This window comes from Senegalimassilia anaerobia JC110 (assembly GCF_000236865.1).
Classification (GTDB): domain Bacteria; phylum Actinomycetota; class Coriobacteriia; order Coriobacteriales; family Eggerthellaceae; genus Senegalimassilia; species Senegalimassilia anaerobia.
Window position 1 is genome coordinate 1 of record NZ_HE611018.1, and the last position, 20,047, is coordinate 20,047.

13 protein-coding genes are annotated in these 20,047 nt (G+C 59.0%); 1 reads left to right on the forward strand and 12 read right to left on the reverse strand.

From position 1 onward, the window contains the following. Positions 1-320: 320 nt before the first annotated feature. Together tyrS and SFHG_RS09395 are read right to left on the reverse strand one after the other, a co-directional pair. Positions 321-1,532: a tyrosine--tRNA ligase gene (gene tyrS, locus SFHG_RS09390; RefSeq protein WP_042436811.1), complete on the reverse strand. Its 1,212-nt coding sequence runs from the start codon at positions 1,530-1,532 to the stop codon at positions 321-323. A gap of 48 nt (positions 1,533-1,580) precedes the next feature. Further along, complete coding sequence (locus tag SFHG_RS09395; RefSeq protein ID WP_081469072.1) at positions 1,581-4,097, reverse strand: U32 family peptidase; 2,517 nt, start codon at positions 4,095-4,097, stop codon at positions 1,581-1,583. A gap of 142 nt (positions 4,098-4,239) precedes the next feature. Here SFHG_RS09395 and SFHG_RS09400 point away from each other — a divergent pair, with 142 nt between their 5' ends. Further along, a complete protein-coding gene (locus SFHG_RS09400; protein WP_042436814.1) occupies positions 4,240-6,441 on the forward strand; it encodes a penicillin-binding protein in 2,202 nt (733 codons plus the stop codon). 270 nt (positions 6,442-6,711) lie between these two features. On the opposite strand, the gene SFHG_RS09405 is transcribed toward SFHG_RS09400, so the two are convergent. The 10 genes from SFHG_RS09405 to SFHG_RS09450 form a co-directional block, all read right to left on the reverse strand. Next, positions 6,712-7,221, reverse strand: coding sequence for a hypothetical protein (locus SFHG_RS09405; protein WP_042436816.1), 510 nt, complete (start codon positions 7,219-7,221; stop codon positions 6,712-6,714). Positions 7,222-7,256: 35 nt separating this feature from the next. After that, entirely contained in the window at positions 7,257-9,425 is a 2,169-nt protein-coding gene (locus SFHG_RS09410) for a transglycosylase domain-containing protein (protein ID WP_052297937.1), read from the reverse strand. 270 nt (positions 9,426-9,695) lie between these two features. Then, positions 9,696-11,084, reverse strand: a complete 1,389-nt coding sequence (gene argH / locus SFHG_RS09415; RefSeq protein ID WP_042436817.1) for an argininosuccinate lyase — start codon at positions 11,082-11,084, stop codon at positions 9,696-9,698. Positions 11,085-11,087: 3 nt separating this feature from the next. Then, on the reverse strand, positions 11,088-12,422 hold the full coding sequence (locus tag SFHG_RS09420) for an argininosuccinate synthase (RefSeq protein WP_042436818.1): 1,335 nt from the start codon (positions 12,420-12,422) through the stop codon (positions 11,088-11,090). A 262-nt stretch (positions 12,423-12,684) separates the two neighbouring features. After that, a complete protein-coding gene (locus tag SFHG_RS09425) occupies positions 12,685-13,113 on the reverse strand; it encodes an arginine repressor (protein ID WP_042436819.1) in 429 nt (142 codons plus the stop codon). 263 nt (positions 13,114-13,376) lie between these two features. Next, on the reverse strand, positions 13,377-14,642 hold the full coding sequence (locus SFHG_RS09430; protein ID WP_042436822.1) for an acetylornithine/succinylornithine family transaminase: 1,266 nt from the start codon (positions 14,640-14,642) through the stop codon (positions 13,377-13,379). 33 nt (positions 14,643-14,675) lie between these two features. Then, a complete protein-coding gene (gene argB / locus SFHG_RS09435) occupies positions 14,676-15,674 on the reverse strand; it encodes an acetylglutamate kinase (RefSeq protein ID WP_042436825.1) in 999 nt (332 codons plus the stop codon). Continuing rightward, complete coding sequence (argJ, locus tag SFHG_RS09440; RefSeq protein WP_081469073.1) at positions 15,671-16,996, reverse strand: bifunctional glutamate N-acetyltransferase/amino-acid acetyltransferase ArgJ; 1,326 nt, start codon at positions 16,994-16,996, stop codon at positions 15,671-15,673. Before argJ ends, argB begins: the two co-directional genes overlap by 4 nt. A gap of 45 nt (positions 16,997-17,041) precedes the next feature. Then, on the reverse strand, positions 17,042-18,106 hold the full coding sequence (gene argC, locus SFHG_RS09445; RefSeq protein ID WP_042436828.1) for an N-acetyl-gamma-glutamyl-phosphate reductase: 1,065 nt from the start codon (positions 18,104-18,106) through the stop codon (positions 17,042-17,044). Beyond that, positions 18,103-19,926 (reverse strand): nucleoside-diphosphate sugar epimerase/dehydratase, encoded by a 1,824-nt coding sequence (locus SFHG_RS09450; RefSeq protein WP_238318327.1) that lies wholly within the window; start codon positions 19,924-19,926, stop codon positions 18,103-18,105. Before SFHG_RS09450 ends, argC begins: the two co-directional genes overlap by 4 nt. Positions 19,927-20,047: the final 121 nt, after the last annotated feature.

Genomic DNA, 20,047 nt, shown 5'->3' on the forward strand with positions numbered 1-20,047 from the left:
TATGGGGTTCGGAGGGGGGTTCGAGGGCGCATTGCGGCCCCCTTATAGCCAGAAGGGATTCGGGCGCTTCGCGCCCTTCCCTGCATGTAGACGGGGCGCGCCCGGGGCGGGATGCGCCGCCTGGCATAGCGGCAATCGCAACTACCGAGGGCAGAGCGTTGGACGACGCGGGGCGGATCCAGGCGGGTGCCGTTTACATCCGCCCGGATAATGAGGCGACGCACCGTGGGCACCTCATCCCTGTACGCAAACGGAGAGGGCCGGTCTTCGACCCCCTCCGTTCGATTCGATATATATAGTTACGGCTTCTAGCTTTGCAGCTAGACCAGGCGCAGGAACTTCTTCTTGCCGACCTGGATCTGCGCACCTTCGAGGCGGGCGGGCTCCAGGTTGTAGGACTTGGGCTCGAGCGCCTCGCCGTTGAGCTTGACGCCGCCGCCGTCGATGAGACGTCGTGCGTCGGAAACGCTTTGCGCCGCACCGGCGTTCACCAGCAGCTTGGCGAAGTACACGGTGCCGTCCTCACCCGGGGTGAGGTCGGCCTGGAACGTGGGCGCGTCCTCCGGGAAACCGTGGTCCTTGAACTTAAGGTCGAAGTCGGCTTCCGCCTGCTCGGCCGCAGCCTCATCATGATAGGCTGCGACGATGTTGCGGGCCAATGCGCGCTTGACCTTGTTGGGATGCAGCTTGTCTGCCTTCAGATCGGCCTCGAGCTGATCGATTTCGGCGACGGACAGCGTAGATGCCAGGCGATAGTACTTGACCATGAGCTCGTCGGGAATGGACATGACCTTGCCGAACATATCGTTGGCATCGTCGGTGAGGCCAACATAATTGCCGTAGCTCTTCGACATCTTGCGCACGCCATCGGTGCCCTCGAGCAGCGGCATGGTGAGCGCGATCTGCGGCTCCATGTCCATCTTCTCCATGAGGTCACGGCCAGCCAGAAGGTTGAACAGCTGGTCGGTGCCGCCCATTTCGACGTCCGCCTTCACCATGACCGAGTCGTATGCCTGCATGATGGGGTACAGGAACTCATGCATGGCGATGGGCGTTTGGGACTGATAGCGCTTCGTGAAGTCATCGCGCTCGAGGATACGGGCGACGGTGAACTTGCTCATGAGGCCGAGGAGGTCCTTCAGGTTCAGCGACAAGATCCAGTCGGCGTTGTAGACGATCTTCGTTTTCTCGGGGTCCAGGATCTTCATAGCCTGGGCGACGTAGGTTTCGGCGTTGGCCTGCACCTGCTCCTGAGACAACTGCGGGCGGGTGGTGTTCTTACCCGACGGGTCGCCGATGAGCGCCGTGCCGTTACCGATGATGAGCGTGACGTTGTGACCCAGGTCCTGGAACTGGCGCATCTTGCGCAGCGGGACCGCGTGACCCAGATGCAGGTCAGGGCTGGTCGGGTCGACACCGAGCTTGATATTGAGCGGCTTGCCGCGCTTGAGCTTCTCGAGCAGGCCGCTTTCGGGCACGATTTGCGCAGCGCCCGATGCGATGATGTGCAGTTGTTCTTCTGCGGACAGCATGGTTTCCTCTTTCTAAACGCGTATCTTCGGGATTCTAGCACATGCGGCTTACTGCACGCCGCGGAACAGGTGTCCACTGGTGCAACCGGGCTCTTTCGGCAACGCCGTGCCCTGAGCATGCGCCACGTTGCGGGCGCGCACAACGCGCTGCACCGCCTGGGTGGTCTCCTGCACGTTCATAAGCGTGCTGTCTACCAAAAGCCAGGTGATGCCAGCCTGAACGATATCGGGGATGGCATGCGCAACATCCAGCTGAACGCTGTTGTAAAGATGGCTGCGTCCGAGCTGGTCGGATATCACCGGGAAGTCGTAGCCCTTGCGATCCTTCAGGAAATGCGGGCTTTTGCGGCGCGCGCACGTTGCGCACTCCTGAGCACAGGGACCCTGGCTCATGAGCATGCAGTGCTCCGTGGTCATAAGCTCCTGACGTCCGATGACGGTAAGGCCGAGCTCGACGGGGCTTTCCTTCGCCAAATCGGAGATTTGGGCCAGGTTGAGTTCGGGCGAGAGCCAGACCCGCTTCGCGCCGAGGCGCGCGGCGGTTTGCAGGGCAAGCGCATTGGTGACGGGCAGGTGCGGCCCCACCTCTACGCAGGAGCCCGCCTCGTGAGCGCGAACGAGCTGCCCGAGGCTTTCGGCCATGACCGGCTGATCGGCGTGGACGCTGCGCCAGGCGTCAAAGCCGCATGCCTGCTCGCGCGTGAGCTCGCAATCGTCATGATCGGCGACGGGCAGCACGACGGCGCATGCCTTCGGATAGCTTGCCTGCTCGGCGGTTTCCGAGAGCTGACCGGCGATGGTGGCCTGGCCGTGCGCCAGGTTGACCGCGGGAACGTACACCTCATCGGCACCGGCGCGCTTTGCCGCCCGAGCGCAAGCCGGATTAGTGGCCAGTACCGCGATATGGACGCCGCCGGCATGCGCCGGAAGCATACGGCTCCCCGCCTCCACGCGCGGCAGCGGGCGCTGGAACGTGCCTTCAAGCAGGGCCTGCTCAAGGGAATCGAGCGCCTCTGCGCGCACATGGTGCAGCTGCGAGAAGCCGATTCCCACACCCTCATCCATGTCGATATCGAGGTTCACCAGGGAAAACGGAGTCTGTCCTAGCCTGTCGATATGGGCGCGGACATCATCTTCGCCGACCGCTTTGGTGCGTGCGGGCTCTACCTGCTGCCCTTCGGCGACCCCGACGGGCAGCTCGCCCTCTGCAAAGCGCTTGCGGGCGCCGCGCAGCGCACGCGGGTCGGCGGGGTTGTCGGCCAGGCAAAACTCGATGCGAAGGGGCTGGCCGATGCGCAGACGCGCATGACCCTGCACTTGAATACGCGGCAGGCGGTCGTCATCGACGAACGCGGCCTCTGCGCTTCGCACGCGGAACACGCGATCGCCCTTCCCCACCGCGCGCTCGGGCGCAAGCAGCAGATTTCCGTTGCGGTCGGTATCCACCTGGGAGACGGTATAGGCGAAATGGCCCTTATTCGTCCAAAACTCGAGCACGTCGCCCGCGACGATGGGACGCTCGCATGCCACGGCGGCCTTTCCGTTCTTCACAGACGCCACGCGCCCGATGAACACGCCGCGGTTGTTCGGGCGGCCATAGCTCATGATCTCGTTTCCGCGCTTGCCCTCCAGATACGCGGTGGTGAAGCCTCGGGAGAACGCCTCGGCAAGCTGGGCATGCTCCTGCTCCGTGCCCCCCGGAGCGGTCCAATCCTGCAGGCCGCTTTCGCGCGCGGCATCGCGCGCCGCGAGAACGCGGTCGAGCGCGGCGCGATAAGCGCTGGTCACGGCATAGACGTACTCGGGCGACTTCATGCGGCCCTCGATCTTGAGGGACGCCACGCCAGCACGCACCAGGTCGGGAAGCAGGTCGATGCTGCACAGATCCTGCGGGGACAGCAAGTGATCGCCCGGTGCCGGGAGCGGCTTGTTCTTCGCCACGTTATGCAATGCGTACGGCAGGCGGCACGCTTGCGCGCACAGCCCGCGATTCGCCGAACGCCCGCCGATGAGCGAGGACATGAAGCACTGGCCTGAATAGCACACGCACAACGCGCCGTGGGCGAACGTCTCGATTTCAAGGCCCAGCTGGTCGCCGACCTTCGCCATATGTTCGATCTCGGGCAGCGACAGCTCGCGCGCAAGGGTCACGCGCGCGGCGCCAAGCTGAGCGGCGGCGCGCATGCCCGCCTCATTGTGCGTATTCATTTGCGTGGAGATGTGCAGACGCGCCTGCGGCAACGTTCGTGAAAGCTCGGAGGCGATGCCGATATCCTGCACGATGAACGCATCAGCACCGGCGCGATAAGCTTGGCGCGCCGTTTCCATGGCGCTATCGACCTCGCCGGGCAGAATGGCCGTGTTCAGCGTAACGTACACGTTCACGCCGCGCAGGTGCGCGAAAGCGCAAGCATCGGCGAACGTATCGATGGTGAAATTATCGGCGCCACGTCGCGCATTAAACGACTGAAGGCCCAGGTAAACCGCATCGGCGCCGCCGCGCACGGCGGCATGGAACGCCGCAATGCCGCCAGCCGGCGCCAAAAGCTCCACTTCTTGATCCATATATCCAACCCCCATTGAGTAGAGAATACAGCTGCAAGCTCCACGCGGCAGAAGCCGCCTCGTAAAATCCAGTTGCAACAGCATAAGAAAAAAGCCATGGTAGTATAATCGAACAATGAAACTCAGACGAAAACAGCGCGAAATGCGCACCCATGCCGCCGCCTGGCTTTTGCTGGTTGCCGTTGTATGCCTGTGCTTCATGGGCTACTGGGGCGCCAAGGGCGCCTTGCGGGTAATGGACAGCTGGTGCGATGACCTTCCGCCTATCGAGGACACCGACTTCACCAACCACGCACGGGAATCGGTCATGTACGCCGCTGACGGTTCCACGGTGTTGGCGGAATTCCAACTGGAAAAGCGCGACCCCGTTGAATCAGACCAAGTCAGCGACCTCGTGAAACAAGCCACGGTGGACACCGAGGACGTGCGCTTCTACCAACATGGAGGGGTTGACCTTCCGGGCATTGCGCGCGCATTCGTCAACAACCTTGCAGGTGGCAGCCTGGAAGGCGCATCCACCATCACGCAGCAGCTTGTGCGCAACACGGTGCTCACGCAAGAGGCCAACGAGATATCGACCGAACGCAAGGTGCGCGAGGCGCAGCTGGCCATGGATCTGGAAAAGCAGTACAGCAAAGACGAGCTGCTCATGATGTACTTGAACACCGTGAACTACGGCGATGGTTGCTACGGCATACAGGCAGCTGCACAAAACTATTTCCAAACCGACGCTGTTGATTTGAGCCTTACGCAAGCCGCCACCTTGGCCGGCATTCCGCAGTCGCCAACGTTCCTGAATCCGAAAACGTATCCCGACGCAGCGCTGGAACGCCGCAACCTTGTCCTTGAGCGCATGCTATCCGCTGGCGATATCACCCAGGAACAGTGCGACGCCGCGCAAGCCGAGCCGTTGAACCTCGATCCCGCTCCGGAGGTTCCAGAGGACGGCATTTACGCATACCCGTATTTCACCAGCTATGTGCGCAACCTTCTTATGGAGGAGGACAATCCCTTCGGATGCTCGTATGCCAGCCTGTTCGAAGGCGGGCTGACCATCCACACCACCTTGAACCCCTCCTTGCAAGACGACGCGGAAGCGGCATGTGATGCGCAGCGAGCCCGCATGAGCGGAGACCTCGACGCATCCCTGGTTGCCATCGACCCCGCAACGGGCTATGTCGAAGCCATGGTCGGCGGTGGCGACTACGATATCAGCCAGGTGAACATCGCCACAGGAACGGGCGGCGGAGGCCGTCAAGCGGGATCGACGTTCAAGGCGTTCACGCTTGCGGCAGCTATAGAAAAGGGGATCTCGCCTCAAACTCGCATCGACTGCTCCTCCCCTATGACCAAGGAGGTCGACGGCAGGGAGCAGACGTTCGAGAACTTCGACAACATCGATTACGGGGTGCGCACCATTCAGAGCGCCACCGCTGTTTCGGCGAATACGGGGTACTTGCGCCTTTCCGAGGAAATCGGGCAAGCCGCAACGACGGAGATGGCCGGACGACTGGGCGTCGAATCGCCGATGAACACCGTGTACACCACAACGTTGGGCGTAGCCAGCGTGACTCCGCTCGATATGGCCAGCGCCTATGCAACGCTTGCAAGCGGCGGCACCAAGCGTGAGCCGGTTGTGATCACGGAAATCGAGGACAAGGACGGCAACATCATCTACAAGGCCGATGACGCCTCGAAACGCGTGATAAGCGAAGAAGTTGCCGGCGCGACCACCAACGTGCTTCGGCAGGTCTTCGAAGCGTCTGATGGTACGGCGCAAACCGCGAAGCTCGGCAACGGTCAGCCCGTTGCGGGCAAAACAGGCACTTCGACCGATTTCGCGGATCATTGGCTGGTCGGGTACACCCCATCGCTTTCGGTGGCAACCTGGATCGGCAATCCTGCCGGCAGCATAGCCACGGACACGCAGCTGAACTGCAACGCTTTGTGGAAGGATTTCATGGACCGCGCATGCGCCGGAAAGGCGGTCGAGCAATTCCCCGAGACGAAGGCCCCTAGCTACAACAACGCCTTCAACGAAAAACAGAAGGCCGCACTCGGCGCCGAGGAGGAGAAAACCTCTGACAAGCAGACGCCTACGGCAATAACCTCAGGTTCGCAGACCGCAACCTCATCGCAGGCCAGCGGCACGGCAAACGCGAAAACGCCGCCGGACGCCACGGGCAAAACGCTTGAAGAAGCGAAGGAGCTGCTGAAAGACTGGAAGGCCGGCTCGGTGACGGAATACTCGAGCACCGTACCGAAGGATAGCGTGATCAGGCAGTATATTGCCAGCGACGGCATGGTGGTGGTCGTGCTATCCACCGGGCCGAAAACCAACTAGCAAATCGAATCGCCGTTGGTTGCGCGACAAAACCGACGCCAGCTGCTTTCGACGAAAAAGCCGCTGCAGGCAGCTTGGCAAAGTCGGCACAAGCCGATTAATCGAGGAGCTATCTAAGGCAGCTTGACGGAGAAGCGCTAGATAACCGGAACGCCCAAAAGCCGCCAAAACGAGGATGTTCCCCGCGAAGCGATATCGCGGGGAACATCCTCGTTTTCATCTTACCGTCTCGGCCTTAGGCTCGATGACGGCTCCTTCTTCTAGAAAGCCTTATTGCGGAAGATCAGCAGCGGTTTTGTCGCCTTCCTGCAGCTTTTCGAGGCCGCTGTTGTAAGCAGCCTGAATATCGGCAATGCGTTGGTCGTACGTAGACCAATCGAACGGCTGCGCATCCGTTGCGCTGTCGATTTCCGTGTACAGCTCGATATAGGCGTTCAAAGCATTCTCCAGCTGTTCGCTGCCGTCGACATAGCACTGCTTCACGTCCTTGAGAGCATCGGGTGCCTCTTGGCTATCAAGCTCGTCGAGCGCTTTGAAGGCGTTGTCCGCCTGGGTGCGCATCGTGACCACATCGCCACGGGACACGGCATCCGAAAAGCCGTTCAAACGGGTTTGCAGCGTTTCCATGGTTTGATTGACCTGCGTCATATAGGCACGGTTGTCCGACTGCGCCTGCGAAGCCGCAGAGGTTTGCTGCTGGGGCATGCAGCCGCCTAGCACGGCAACGCTCAACGCCGCAGCGCAAACCGTTGCCGTCAGTTTTACCATCGTATGAGCCATTTCCGGTCCTGTTCTACCTGTTGCCGAACCATATCTTACTGGGTTGACGCACCGCCGCCGGCAGATGCGCCCCCGGAAGCTGTGCCCCCTCCGGTTGCCGCCCCGGTGCCACCCCCGCCGGTCGTACCGCCGGTTGCCGCCCCGGTACCGCCTCCCGTAGCGCCGCCGGTCGTCCCGCCACCGGTTGCACTGCCGTTATCGGACCCCGTGCTGCCTGAGACGCTCCCGTTTGTGTTGCCGGTGCCGTAGCTATTGGAGTTGCCGTTTCCGCTAGCCGTGCCGTACTGGCCGTTGCTCGAGCCGGTGGAGTTGCCGTATTGGTTATTGCTCGAATTTCCAGCGGAGTTCGCGCTGTTGGAAGACGAGCTGGAAGACGTCGTTCCGATATGGTACGTGGCATTCGAGAACGCCTTGTACGTGGGGTTCGATGCCTGGGGGAACGTTTCGGTTTGCTTGCCGTACAGCGCCGCCGTCATGAACTCCTTGAACACATCCGCCGCGCTAACGTCGGTGGGGATGGTTTCCTGGTTAGACGGATCGCCGAACCAGATGGCAACGGACAGCTGCGGCGTGATGCCGCAGAACGTGATGTCATGGTACTCGCTGGAAGTACCCGTCTTCGCCGCCACTTCCTGGCCGTTATCGAGCTTGGCCAGCGTGCCGGTACCTTCGGAGGTGTTCACGACGCCCTTCATGACCTCGGTTGCCGCATGGGCCACTTCGGCGGAGATGACCTGCGTCCCCGACGGATGGCTGTTATCCACGATAAGGTTGTTGTTCTTGTCGTAGATCTTCAGGATGGGCTGAGCATCGTACTTCGTGCCGCCGTTGGCGATGCAGGCATACGCATCCGCCATGTCGAGCATAGTGACGTTGGACTGGCCGAGCGTCAGCGACGGATTGGCGTTGAGCGTGGAAGTGATTCCCATCTTCTTCGCGGCATCGATGACCTTTTGGGTTCCCAAAGCCATTTGCAGTCGCACGAAACCGGTGTTGGACGACACGGCGAAAGCGCGCGCGATGCTGCGGGTCCCGTAGTTGATGTTGTTGATGTTCTGCAGCGGATTCGAGCTATCGTATCCGGTATCGGGGATCACCGAAGGCGACGAGCAATCCACCATGGTTTGCGGATCGATGCCCTCTTCCAAAGCCGCGATCAGCGTGAACGTCTTAAAGGATGAACCGCAAGGACGGCCGCCGTTGGTTCCCTCGCCGGTTGCCAGGTTGGTCTTTTGCGTATCCCAATCCTTGCCGCCGACCAATGCGCGGATGAAACCCGTGGAAGGATCGATTGCCACGAGCGAACCGCTGATGGCATCGCTCAGGCCCTCTTCCTTTGTGCGGACGGCATCCTCTGCTGCCTCTTGGGTATCCACATCAAGGGTGGTGACAACGGTCAGCCCGCCCTTGAACACATCGAGCTGGGAGTACTGGTCGGAAAGCACGTTTTTGACGTAGCTGGTGAAATACGGGTACTTCTCGATGCCATCCGAAGACGGTACGGAGGGATTGAGCACAAGATCCTGGGCTTTTGCGGAGTCGTGCTCTTCCTGAGTGATATAGCCGTTCGTCAGCATGCGATCGAGGACCAGATTACGACGCGCATAGCAATTGTCCGGGTAATCGATGGGGTTGTTATAGGTAGGCGATTGGGGGATGCCGACAAGCGCCGCCGCTTCCGCCAGCGTCAAATCAGTTGCATCTTTAGAGAAATATCGCTGGGAAGCCGCCTGGATACCATAAGCACCCGAACCGTAATTCACGGTGTTCAGGTACATGAGGAGGATGTCGTTTTTCGAGTACATCTCCTCGATTTTGACGGAAAGATACATCTCGCGGACCTTGCGCTTAAGCGAGATATCGTTCATCTCGTCGGCGAGCACCGTGTTGCGCACGAACTGCTGCGTAATGGTTGAAGCGCCTTCGCGACCAGACCCTGTAAGCGTGACGAAGGCGGCACGGGCAATGCCGACCAGGTCGAAGCCGCCATGATCGTAGAATCGCTCGTCCTCCGTTGCCACCGTGCCCTGCATCACGTACTTGCTGATGCCGCTCAGCTCCACCGGCTCACGGTTTTCCACCTGGAAGCGCGCAAGCTGCGTCTTCTCGTCGGATGCAAGCACCGTAGTCGGCGCAGACGTATTCAGCTCGGATACTTCCGAGACATCATAGGTTTTCAGGTCGCCGATCCAGGAATCGCCCAAGACGACGACGCCTATGCAACCGGCCAGGCAAATAGCCGCGATGATACTGAGAAATGCAAGCAGGCCGACAAAAGGACGCTTTTTCTTAATGCTCGGCCTGTTCTTTATCGAACGAGAAGCCACGAACCACCTCCAAGAAACTTGAGTAATTGTACCATCGGGGGAAATAGGGTTTTCAAAGCACACAAGTTCGTAGCAAAAAAGCCAAGGGCGGCCAGGGAATCGACTGTTCGTCCCCTGGCCGCCCTTTTGATTTTCGAGGCGCTGCGGCTATAGCAGCGACTCGTCTGCGGCAAGCACCGCTTTAGCTTTCTCCATCTGCTGGGCCACAGCCGCTTCGCCCGTTCCCCCTTCCGTGGTTCGAGCAGCCACGATGCTGGGAAGAACGAGCGCCTTGACGATGTCCTCCTCGAACAACGGGCTTGCCGCCTTAAAGTCGTCGAACGACAGATCGTCGAGATTGCAGCCGCGCTGCTCGCACAGCAGGACCAAATGCCCCACCACTTCATGCGCATGACGGAACGGAAGGCCCTTCTTCGCCAAGTAGTCGGCCACATCCGTCGCCGCCAAATGGCCGAGCTTCGCCTGCTTGAGCATGTTCTCCGGCTTGATGCTCATGGTTTCTATCATTCCCGCGGCGCATTGCAGGCAATCTTCCAGCGTTTTCGCCGAATCGATTGCCCCGTACTTGTCTTCCTGAAGGTCCTTGTTGTAGGCAAGGGGGAGCGCCTTCATGGTCACCAGCAACGACACCAAATTGCCGATCACGCGACCGGTCTTGCCGCGGATCAGCTCGGCAAAATCGGGGTTCTTCTTTTGAGGCATGATGGACGAACCCGTGGAGAACGCATCGGACAGCTCGATGAAGCCGAACTCGGATGTCGACCAAAGCACCAGCTCCTCGCACAGGCGCGACAGATGCATGCAGGAAACGGCGCAAGCGTAATCCAAGTCAAGCAGGAAATCGCGGTCCGACACGGCATCGAGCGAGTTCGGGATCACCGAAGCGAAGCCCAATTCCCCTGCCGTCATCTGCCGATCAAGCGGATACGTTGTCCCAGCCAGCGCAGCTGCGCCCAGCGGACAGGCGTCGGCCGCATCTCGTGCAGCCTGCAAACGGCGATAATCGCGCGCAAGCATCCAGACATACGCAAGCATATGGTGCGAGAACAGGACCGGTTGCGCATGCTGCAAGTGGGTATAACCAGGCAGGATAACACCGAAATTCGCCTCGGCCTGACCTATGAGCGCATGACGCAGCGCAACATTGGCGCGCATCAGATCGGTTGCACGCTGCTTGGCATACAGGCGCGTATCCGTTGCAACCTGATCGTTGCGGCTGCGGCCCGTGTGCAAACGCGCTCCCGCATCGCCGATTTCTGCAGTGAGCGCCTTTTCCACTGACATATGGATATCCTCGTCGTTGATATCGAACATGAAATCACCTGACTCGATATCGGCTTTGACGCGATCAAGCCCCGCAGCGATTTGCTGAGCGTCATCTTCCGAGATCACGCCGACTGTCGCCAGCATCTTCACATGAGCCTTCGACCCTGCGATATCCTGCGCATACAAGGCCTTATCGACAGGCAGCGAGGCGCCGAAGCGTTGCGTGAACTCGCTAACGTTTTCCATGAATCTGCCCGACCAGAGAGCCATAGGTTACTCCGTTTCCTTGTGAGCTTCAGCAGCAGGTTCTTGGCGGCTCAGCGGCGTTACGCCCTCATAGCGGCCGCGCTTGAGGGGGCCCTTCTCATTTTGAGCATCGAACAACTCGGCAGGAGCGCCTTCCTGACGACGATTGACGGCCCAGGTTTTCGTGGACAGCGTCTGGATCTCGATGAAGCCCTTGGCTGCGTCGCGATTGAAGGTATCCCCCTTGTCGTACGTTGCCAGACCCTGATCGTAGAGCGAGTATGCGGACTTGCGGCCGACCACCGTGCAAGAACCCTTGAAGAACTTCAAGCGGATGGTGCCGTACAAGCAGCGCTGCGTAGAAGCCATGAATGCATCGATAGCCTCTTTCAGCGGCGAGAACCATTGGCCGTTATAAACGCAATTCGCCCAGGTTTGCTCCAGCGCAAGCTTGTGATGCAGGACCTCGCGCTCAAGCACCAGATCCTCCAGCGCCTTATGCGCCTTGATCAGAGCCATTCCCGCAGGGGCTTCATAGCATTCACGGCTTTTGACCCCCACCAAGCGGTTCTCGATCATGTCGATACGACCGTAACCGTGCTTGCCCGCGATTTCGTTGAGCTCGTAAATGATGCCCAGATAGCTCTTCTGGTTGCCGTTGATCGCATAGGGCACTCCGCGAGCAAAGGTGAGCTCCACATATTCCGGCTGATCGGGCGCCTGCATAGGATCGGCGGTCATGGTGTAGATATCCGCAGGCGGCTCGATCCAAGGATCTTCCAGTACGCCGCACTCGATTGCGCGACCCCACAGGTTGTCATCGATTGAGTACGGGGAATCCTTCGTGACGCCGACCTCCACGCCATGAGCCTGAGCCCACTCGATCTCATCGGGACGCGTAAGCAGATTCCACTCGCGAACCGGGGTCAAAATCTTCAGCGACGGATCGAGCATGGTGATGCTGGATTCGAAACGCACCTGATCATTGCCCTTGCCCGTGCAACCGTGAGCGATATACTTTGCACCGAACTTGTGCGCAGCATCCACAAGATGCTTCGAAATCAAGGGACGAGAAAGCGCCGACACCAGCGGATACTTGTTCTCGTACATAGCATTCGCCGCTAGCGCCTTCGTGAGGTATTCCTGCGCAAACATCTGACGCATATCTACCACGATGCACTCAAGAGCACCGACACGCAAAGCCTTTTCCTTGACCTTCTCAAGGCCATCGTGCTCCTGCCCCACATCGCCAACCACGGCGATGACGTCCAGATTCATTTCATCCTGCAACCATTTTATGCAACAAGATGTATCAAGACCACCGGAATATGCGAGTACTACTTTGTCTTTCTGCTCTGCCATGATGATCGGCCCTTTCGAATGCGATTTGTTTAGCAACAAGGAGATTTGGGTCCACGAGTGCCACAAGATACAGGTATGCCCCGTACTGCCTGGTTACAGATTAGTTTCCCAAGTGAAATTTCCTGAAACTACAGTAATCCCTTAGGAATTATACGTGCACAATTTTCTAGAGACAGTGCGCAACGCAATGACGTAACAACTTGTAAATACAACGTGGGATATGCAAAGATAACCGTCTTTGCAACGGTAAAATACTAGACGATTATCGTCGTCGCAGACGGTCGATGGCTCGCTCGACCTCCACCGCAGCCTCGGGGCTTTCTGCTGCGATCATAATGGTGTTGTCGCCGGCAACAGTGCCGAGCGCTCCACGCAGGCTGGCTTTGTCAAGGGCTGCGGAGACGCCGGCAGCACCGCCGGAGAACGTCTTCACAACAACGAGATTGCCAGCGACGTGCACCTCTTCAACTAATTCGGAAACCATGCGTTGAAGACGCATTTCCTCGGGAAGGACATAGTAACCCTCGCGAGACTTCACGAGACCCATGTCCATGATATCGCGAGAAATAGTAGCCTGAGTGCACTCGTAGCCGGCAGACTGCAGCTGATTAGCGAGATCGCGCTGCGTCTTGACATTGCGATCGCGAATGATGTCGCGAATCACATCATGTCTTTGTTGCCGTTTCCTCATGCCTCGTTACTTCCCGCCCCAGGTGGGGCATTGTACCCGGTTTCCTCCAATGATTCCTGATGCATATGCAAAATAGTGTAAGTGTCATCAAGAATATGCAATTCATAATACCGCAAGATTTAGTGATCAGCGAGATGAAATTGAAATTTGCGAAGAATATGCCACTTCTCTTATACGAGCTAAACGTTGCCTTGAAATCTCATCCGATTGGATGCCAAGAATCCACGCCGCTACGTGGATCCTTGGCAAGCATTATGGGGTCTTTAGGCTTCGATCATCTGGTTCAGACGCTCGACCATTGCATCGATGTCGCCCTTCTCGCACACTAACGGCGGAAGGAAGCGCAGGGTATGGGCGCCCGTTGCATTGAGCAGCAGGCCCTTGCCAAGCGCCTTCTGAACCAAAGCGGGCGCATCGACCGATTCATCGAGGTCGATGGCGTTCATAAGACCGACACCGCGGACCTCCTTGACCTTGGACACGCCGGCAAGCTGCTGGCGCATATATTCGCCGGTTTCCTGCACATGCTGCTGAAAACCATTGGAAAGCGTGTCAAGCGTTGCCGTTGCAGCTGCTACCGCCAAGCAGCTGCCGCCAAACGTGGTGCCGTGGTCACCAGGCTGATATGCCTTTGCGATATGGGCGGGGGCAGCGCAGGCGCCCATAGGCATTCCGCCGGCGATGCCCTTCGCCATGGTCACGATATCGGGGGTTACTCCGAAATGCTGGAAGCCGAACGGGGTACCGCAACGGAAGATTCCGGTTTGAACCTCGTCGCACATCATAAGAGCACCATGCTCCTTGGTCAGATTGCGCACCGCCTCCAGGAATTCCTTCGTGCACGGATGCACGCCGCTTTCGCCTTGGATGCACTCGAGCATGACGGCGCAGATATCATGGCCCTGCTGCTCGAACAGACGGGTAAGAGCTTGGATGTCATTGATAGGCGTGCTTACGAAACCACCGGGCAAGGGCTGGAACGCCTCCTGCTTCGCGGGCTGAGCAGTGGCAGCAAGCGTTGCGAGCGTTCGTCCATGGAAGCTGCGATCAAGGACCACGATGGTGCGCGGAGCGCCATCGAACGCCTGCTTGATCTTGGCATCGTCCGCACCTGCGGCACGGGCGGCCTCTTCGGCGTTCTTGCGAGCATACAGGCGAGCAAGCTTGATAGCGCACTCGTTTGCTTCGGCTCCGGAGTTTGCATAGAACGTCTGCCACGGCTCGGGGCTTGCAGGATCCCCACCATTGAGCAACCCGGAGATTTTACGGGAAAGCTCGCCACGGCCCTCGATGTAGTAGTAATTGCTCACGTGGATCAGGCGCTCGGACTGGTCTTGCAGAGCCTTGGTGATGGCAGGATGGCAATGGCCGAGACTGCACACGCCGATGCCCGCGATGAAGTCGAGATATGTATTGCCCTCGGCATCTTCGACTTCCATGCCCTTGCCGGAAACGAGCTCGACGGGCTTACGAGCAAACGTATGCATCACATATTGCGACTCAAGTTCCTGTTGTTGCTCTAGCGACATGCTATCAACTTCCTTCGTAAGGTAACGATTGCTTTAATGTACGGAAGAACTCTGGATAGAGGCCTTCTGAGCGGCCTCGACTTCTTCACGGTTCTCCAGAAGCTTCGAAGCGAATTTGCCCAGAGGGTGGCTGTCGAAACGATAGGCCTCCTCGGTGGAATGCATGGTCGTGCCGACACCGGTGCTGGTAAGCATTTCGAGCAGCAGAGAATGAGGCGTGGTCCCGTTGATGATATGCGCACGCTGCACGCCGTTTTCCAGCGCATGGATGCACGACTTCAGCTTCGGGATCATGCCCGTGGACACCACGTTGTTCTCGACCATATAGCGCGCCTCGAACACGGTGAGGTTGGAGATGAGCGAGCTTTTATCCTCGAAGTTCTCGTACAGGCCGTCGACGTCGGTAAGAAACACCGCCTTATGAGCGCCGATAGCGGCGGCGATATGGCCCGCAACCATGTCGGCGTTGACGTTGTAGAAGCCGCCGTCCTCTCCGATTGCGACCGACGCGATAACCGGAATATAATCCGATGCCACCAAATCGTCGAGCAGAGGGCGATTGATGCGCGTGATGCGGCCGACACGACCCAGATCAGGACTTGCCTGCTCGGCTACGATAACGCCGCCATCAGCACCGGAGACGCCCACGGCAAAATTGCCATGATGGTTCAAGGCCTCGACCAATTCCTGGTTGACCTCGCCCATAAGGACGGTGCGGACTAGATTCATGGCCTCGGGCGTGGTAACACGCTGGCCGTCCTTGAACTCAACGGGGATTTCCATGAGGTCCATCGCCCTGGTGATGGCCATTCCGCCACCGTGGACGATGACGGGGTTCACGCCGACGATCTTGAGCAGCACGATGTCGCTCATGACGTCCGCGCGCAGCTTCTCATCGACCATAGCAGATCCGCCGTATTTGATGACGACGGTTTTACCGGTGATGTTCTTGATCCACGGCAGCGCCTCGACGAGGATCTTAGCTGCCTCCGTTGATGCGCCCTCGGGGCGCGTATCCTTTGCGTACTTCATGAGCGGTAATCTCCATTGATAGTGACGTATTCGTGCGAGAAATCGCATGTCCACATGGTTGTTGCGCAGTTACCAACGCCAAGGTCGACGTCGATGACCACTTCGGGCTCCTCGAAACGACGAAGTGCCTCGTCCTCGTCGAAATCCACGGTTAAGCCTTTTCTGCATACCGGAAGCCCCATGATGTCGATGGCCACATTGCCTTGGGAGAACGTCGCGCCGGATCTGCCAAGCGCTGCGGCGATACGGCCCCAATTAGCATCGTGCCCGTAAACCGCTGTTTTCACCAGCGGCGAATTCGCCACGGTGCGCGCCGCCTTGTCCGCATCCTCCGGATTCGCCGCCCCCGCCACGTTAACGGTGATGAGGCGCGTGGCGCCTTCGCCATCGACCGCCATCTCGCGAGCAAGTGCGACGCAGACGGTGCGCAGCGCGTTCTCGAATGCGTCGAAGGCAGGCGTGCCAGGCTGCATGCATGCAGCGCCCTGCGGGGCCGCCGCACCGCTTGCCAGAAGGAAGCACGAGTCGTTCGTGGAGGTATCGGAGTCGACGGTGATCTTGTTGAAGCTGATCCCGACCGCCTTCGAAAGGGCCTCATGCAGGTGATTTGCAGCCACGGGCGCATCGGTGGTGATGACGCTGATCATGGTGGCCATATTGGGCATGATCATGCCTGAGCCCTTTGCCATGCCGCCCACCGTGAACATGCATCCGTCATAGCCCAAACCGTTACCGCTAAACGTTACGGCGAATTCCTTCGGCTTGGTGTCCGTCGTCATGATGGCGCGAGCCGCATCGGCGCCTCCCGCAGCAGACAGCGCCGATGCGGCCAAAGGCGCGCCGCTTTCGAACGGCTCCATCTGCAGATGCTGACCGATAACGCCCGTGGACGCCACCAAAACTTCTTGCACCGGGCAACCGAGGGCATCGGCGACGATGCCGGACGATTGGCGCGCCGTCTGTAGGCCCTTGTCCCCGGTAGCCGCATTTGCAATACCCGAGTTGATAGCCACTGCGCGCGCGATGCCGTACCCCGCACCATCAAGGTGCTCCTTGGACACCGTGACCGGAGCCGAGCAGAACACGTTCGTGGTGAACACCGCGGCACACGCCGCCGGCTGATCGGCTGCCACCAACGCGAAATCCAGACGCTTTGGGTCAGCGCGGAATCCTGCATGGATGCCGCAAGCCTTGAAGCCCTTCGCCGACGCAACGCCGCCTGCCGGCAAGAACGGCAGATCCGCGTAGGAGTCGGCGGTGCTTGCGTTATGCAGAGGCTTCACCGCGTCCCCCTTAGACGCAGCGGAAACTGCATGAGTCATTACGCCCTCCTTCTGAAACGCCCGCCGAAACGGCGGGCGGATTGGCTATACGGGAACCGCCACCTTATCGAGGCCAAGGTCCTCCGGCAGCCCGAATACAATGTTAGCGCACTGAACAGCTTGGTTGGCAGCGCCTTTGCAGAGGTTGTCTATAGCTCCGACGGCAATGAGCATGCCGACCCGCTCATTGACGGCAAGCCCGATATGAGCGCAATTCGTGCCCACGACGGAAGACGTCTTGGGCATAACCCCAGCATCGAGCACCGTCACGAACGCGCTGTCTCTATAGAACTCTTTATAGCTCTCGACGATCTTCGCCACATCGCGCGTTGCCCCGGCTGCCAAGGGCAGGTTCACCGTAGACAGAAGACCCCTGTTCAGCGGCGCCAAATGAGGGGTGAACACCAAGCGGTCGGAAACACCCAGGATCTGCTCGATTTCAGGCGTGTGGCGATGCGTTGCCACGCCGTAAGCCTCGAGATTCTCGTTGGCGAAGCAGAAATGAGTGCGCGCCGTAGCCTTCTTGCCTGCGCCCGTCACACCGGAAATAGCGTCTACGACGATTGGAGCTTTGTCATCGACAAGGCCAAGACGCACGGCAGGCGCTGCAGCAAGCGTGGTTGCCGTGGGATAGCAGCCGGCGCAACCGACGACCGCCCCTTTGCCTTCCTTGCGCTGCTGCGCGGCGGCGATGAGATCGTCTGGGAACAGCTCGGGCAAGCCGAAGGCGGCGCGCTTGAGCAGCTCGGTTTGAGTATGAGGGACTTTGTACCACCGCTCGTAAACCGCAGGGTCCTTTAAGCGGAAATCGGCGGACAGGTCGACCACCACGCCCCCGCGATCGACGATGCGAGGGGCCATTGCCATTGCCGCGGTATGGGGCACGGCAAGGAACACGACATCGCACTGATCGAGAACGGGATCGTCATGCCTGGAGAAGGCAAGGTCGGTAGCTCCCGTGAAGCAAGGGTACTCCTTGGCCACGGGGGTTCCGGCAAGCTCATTGGAGGTAACGGCAACCAATTCGAACTCGGGGTGCCGCAGCGCAACTCGGACCAGCTCTATGCCAGCGAAGCCGGCTGCACCGACGATACCGCATTTGATGCTCATACTATGCCCTTCCCATTCGAGGTGTAATGGTACGTTGGGACCGCCTGTTCAAGCATGCGAATAGCTTCCCCATCAGTTGCCGAAAGCGCGTTTTCCAACTCATCGAGCTTCGAGGCAACCTGATCATAGCTGATTTCCTGGCCCGTGGAGATCATGATGGACTGGTTATCGGTGGGAAGCGTGCTCTCCTCGTCCATGAGCAGTTCCTCGTACATCTTCTCACCTTCACGCAGACCCGTAAACTCTATTTTGATATCCACGTCCGGCGTAAGGCCTTGCAGCTGGATAAGGCCTTTTGCCAAATCGACGATTTTGACGGGTTCGCCCATATCCAAAATGAAGATCTCGCCGCCGTGCGCCATGCCTCCCGCTTGGATGACCAATCGCGACGCCTCGGGAATGGTCATGAAGAAACGCTCGATGTCCGGATGCGTAACGGTAACGGGCCCGCCAGCGGCGATTTGGCGCTGGAAGACGGGGATCACGCTGCCGTTAGAGCCGAGCACGTTGCCGAAACGCACTGCGGTGAAAATGGTTTTCGATGTGCGCGCATAGTACTGCACGATCATTTCACCCATGCGCTTGGTCGCCCCCATGACGCTTGTGGGGTTAACCGCCTTATCGGTGGAGATGAAGATGAAGCGCGCCGCCCCGTACGCATCAGCGGCGTGAACGGCATTCAACGTACCGAACACGTTGTTGTGAACGGCCTCGCGCGGGCAATGCTCCATAAGGGGAACGTGTTTATGGGCAGCCGCATGAAACACCGCACCCGGGCGATACTTCGCGAACACCTCGTTGACGCGCTCCTTGTCGCATACGTTGCCGATCTCGATGATGATATCGATGTCGTCGTATTCGGACAGAAGCTCGTTGCGCAGCATGTACGCATCGTTTTCATATATATCGAAGATAACGATGCGAGCAGGCGCCACCGTGCACAGCTGACGGCACAGCTCGCTGCCGATGGAACCGCCGCCGCCAGTAACCAGCACGGTTTCGCCGGCGATATAGCCGGAAACCGCACGGGTATTCAGAACGATCTCCTCGCGACCAAGCAGGTCCGCCACATCGACGTCGCGCAGGCTCACATCCCCGATTTCGTCGAGAGACAAAGCGCGAACGTTAGGCAGCGTGCGCAAACGGCAATCCGTTTTCGTGCATTCGCCGTAAATGCGCTTGCGCTCCTCTGGCGTGGACGAGGGGATGGCTACGACGATCTGCTCGATATCGTAGCGATCGACCAGATCGACGATGTCAGGGGTTCCGCCAGAGACCTTCACACCATGGATGCGTTGACCCCGCTTTGCAGGATCATCGTCAGTGGCAACGATGGGGATACCAGGCATGAGCGGGTCTTTCGACGCCATGCGCCCGATTGCCAACGAGCCCGTTTCGCCCGCACCGACCACCAGCGTGCGCGGGCGGTCGCATGTGCGCTGCGACGAGGCGATAGCCCTTCCCTTTTGACGCATAAAGCGGAACACGAAGCGGATGCCGCCCATGAAGAAGATCAGAAGGAAGCAGGAAACAACGAATACCCTGATGGGAAGCCTGGTACCGATAATCCACAGAAACACGGCGCCGCCCAACGTGCCGAGCACGGTTGCGCCGACGATTTGGATGACCTCATCGATGCTGGCATATTCCCATAAATTGTTGTACAGGCGAAACGTCGCCAAAACCACGACATTGATAAACGCGAGGATACCCAGCACGAAGTATATCTCGTTATTGACGAACACCTCTCCCTTTACGTTGGTAAGGATAGATGCAAGCCAATACGACAGATACGTGGCAATGATGTCGAGCAGCAACAAAAGCGCTGTTCTTTTTGTGATATGCACGTCCAAACCCGGCCCCGTCTTCATCTTCAAATAGAACAGTTCATAGTGTCAGATTACCTACAAAGGCTGCCGACTGAAGGCCTATTGTAGCCAA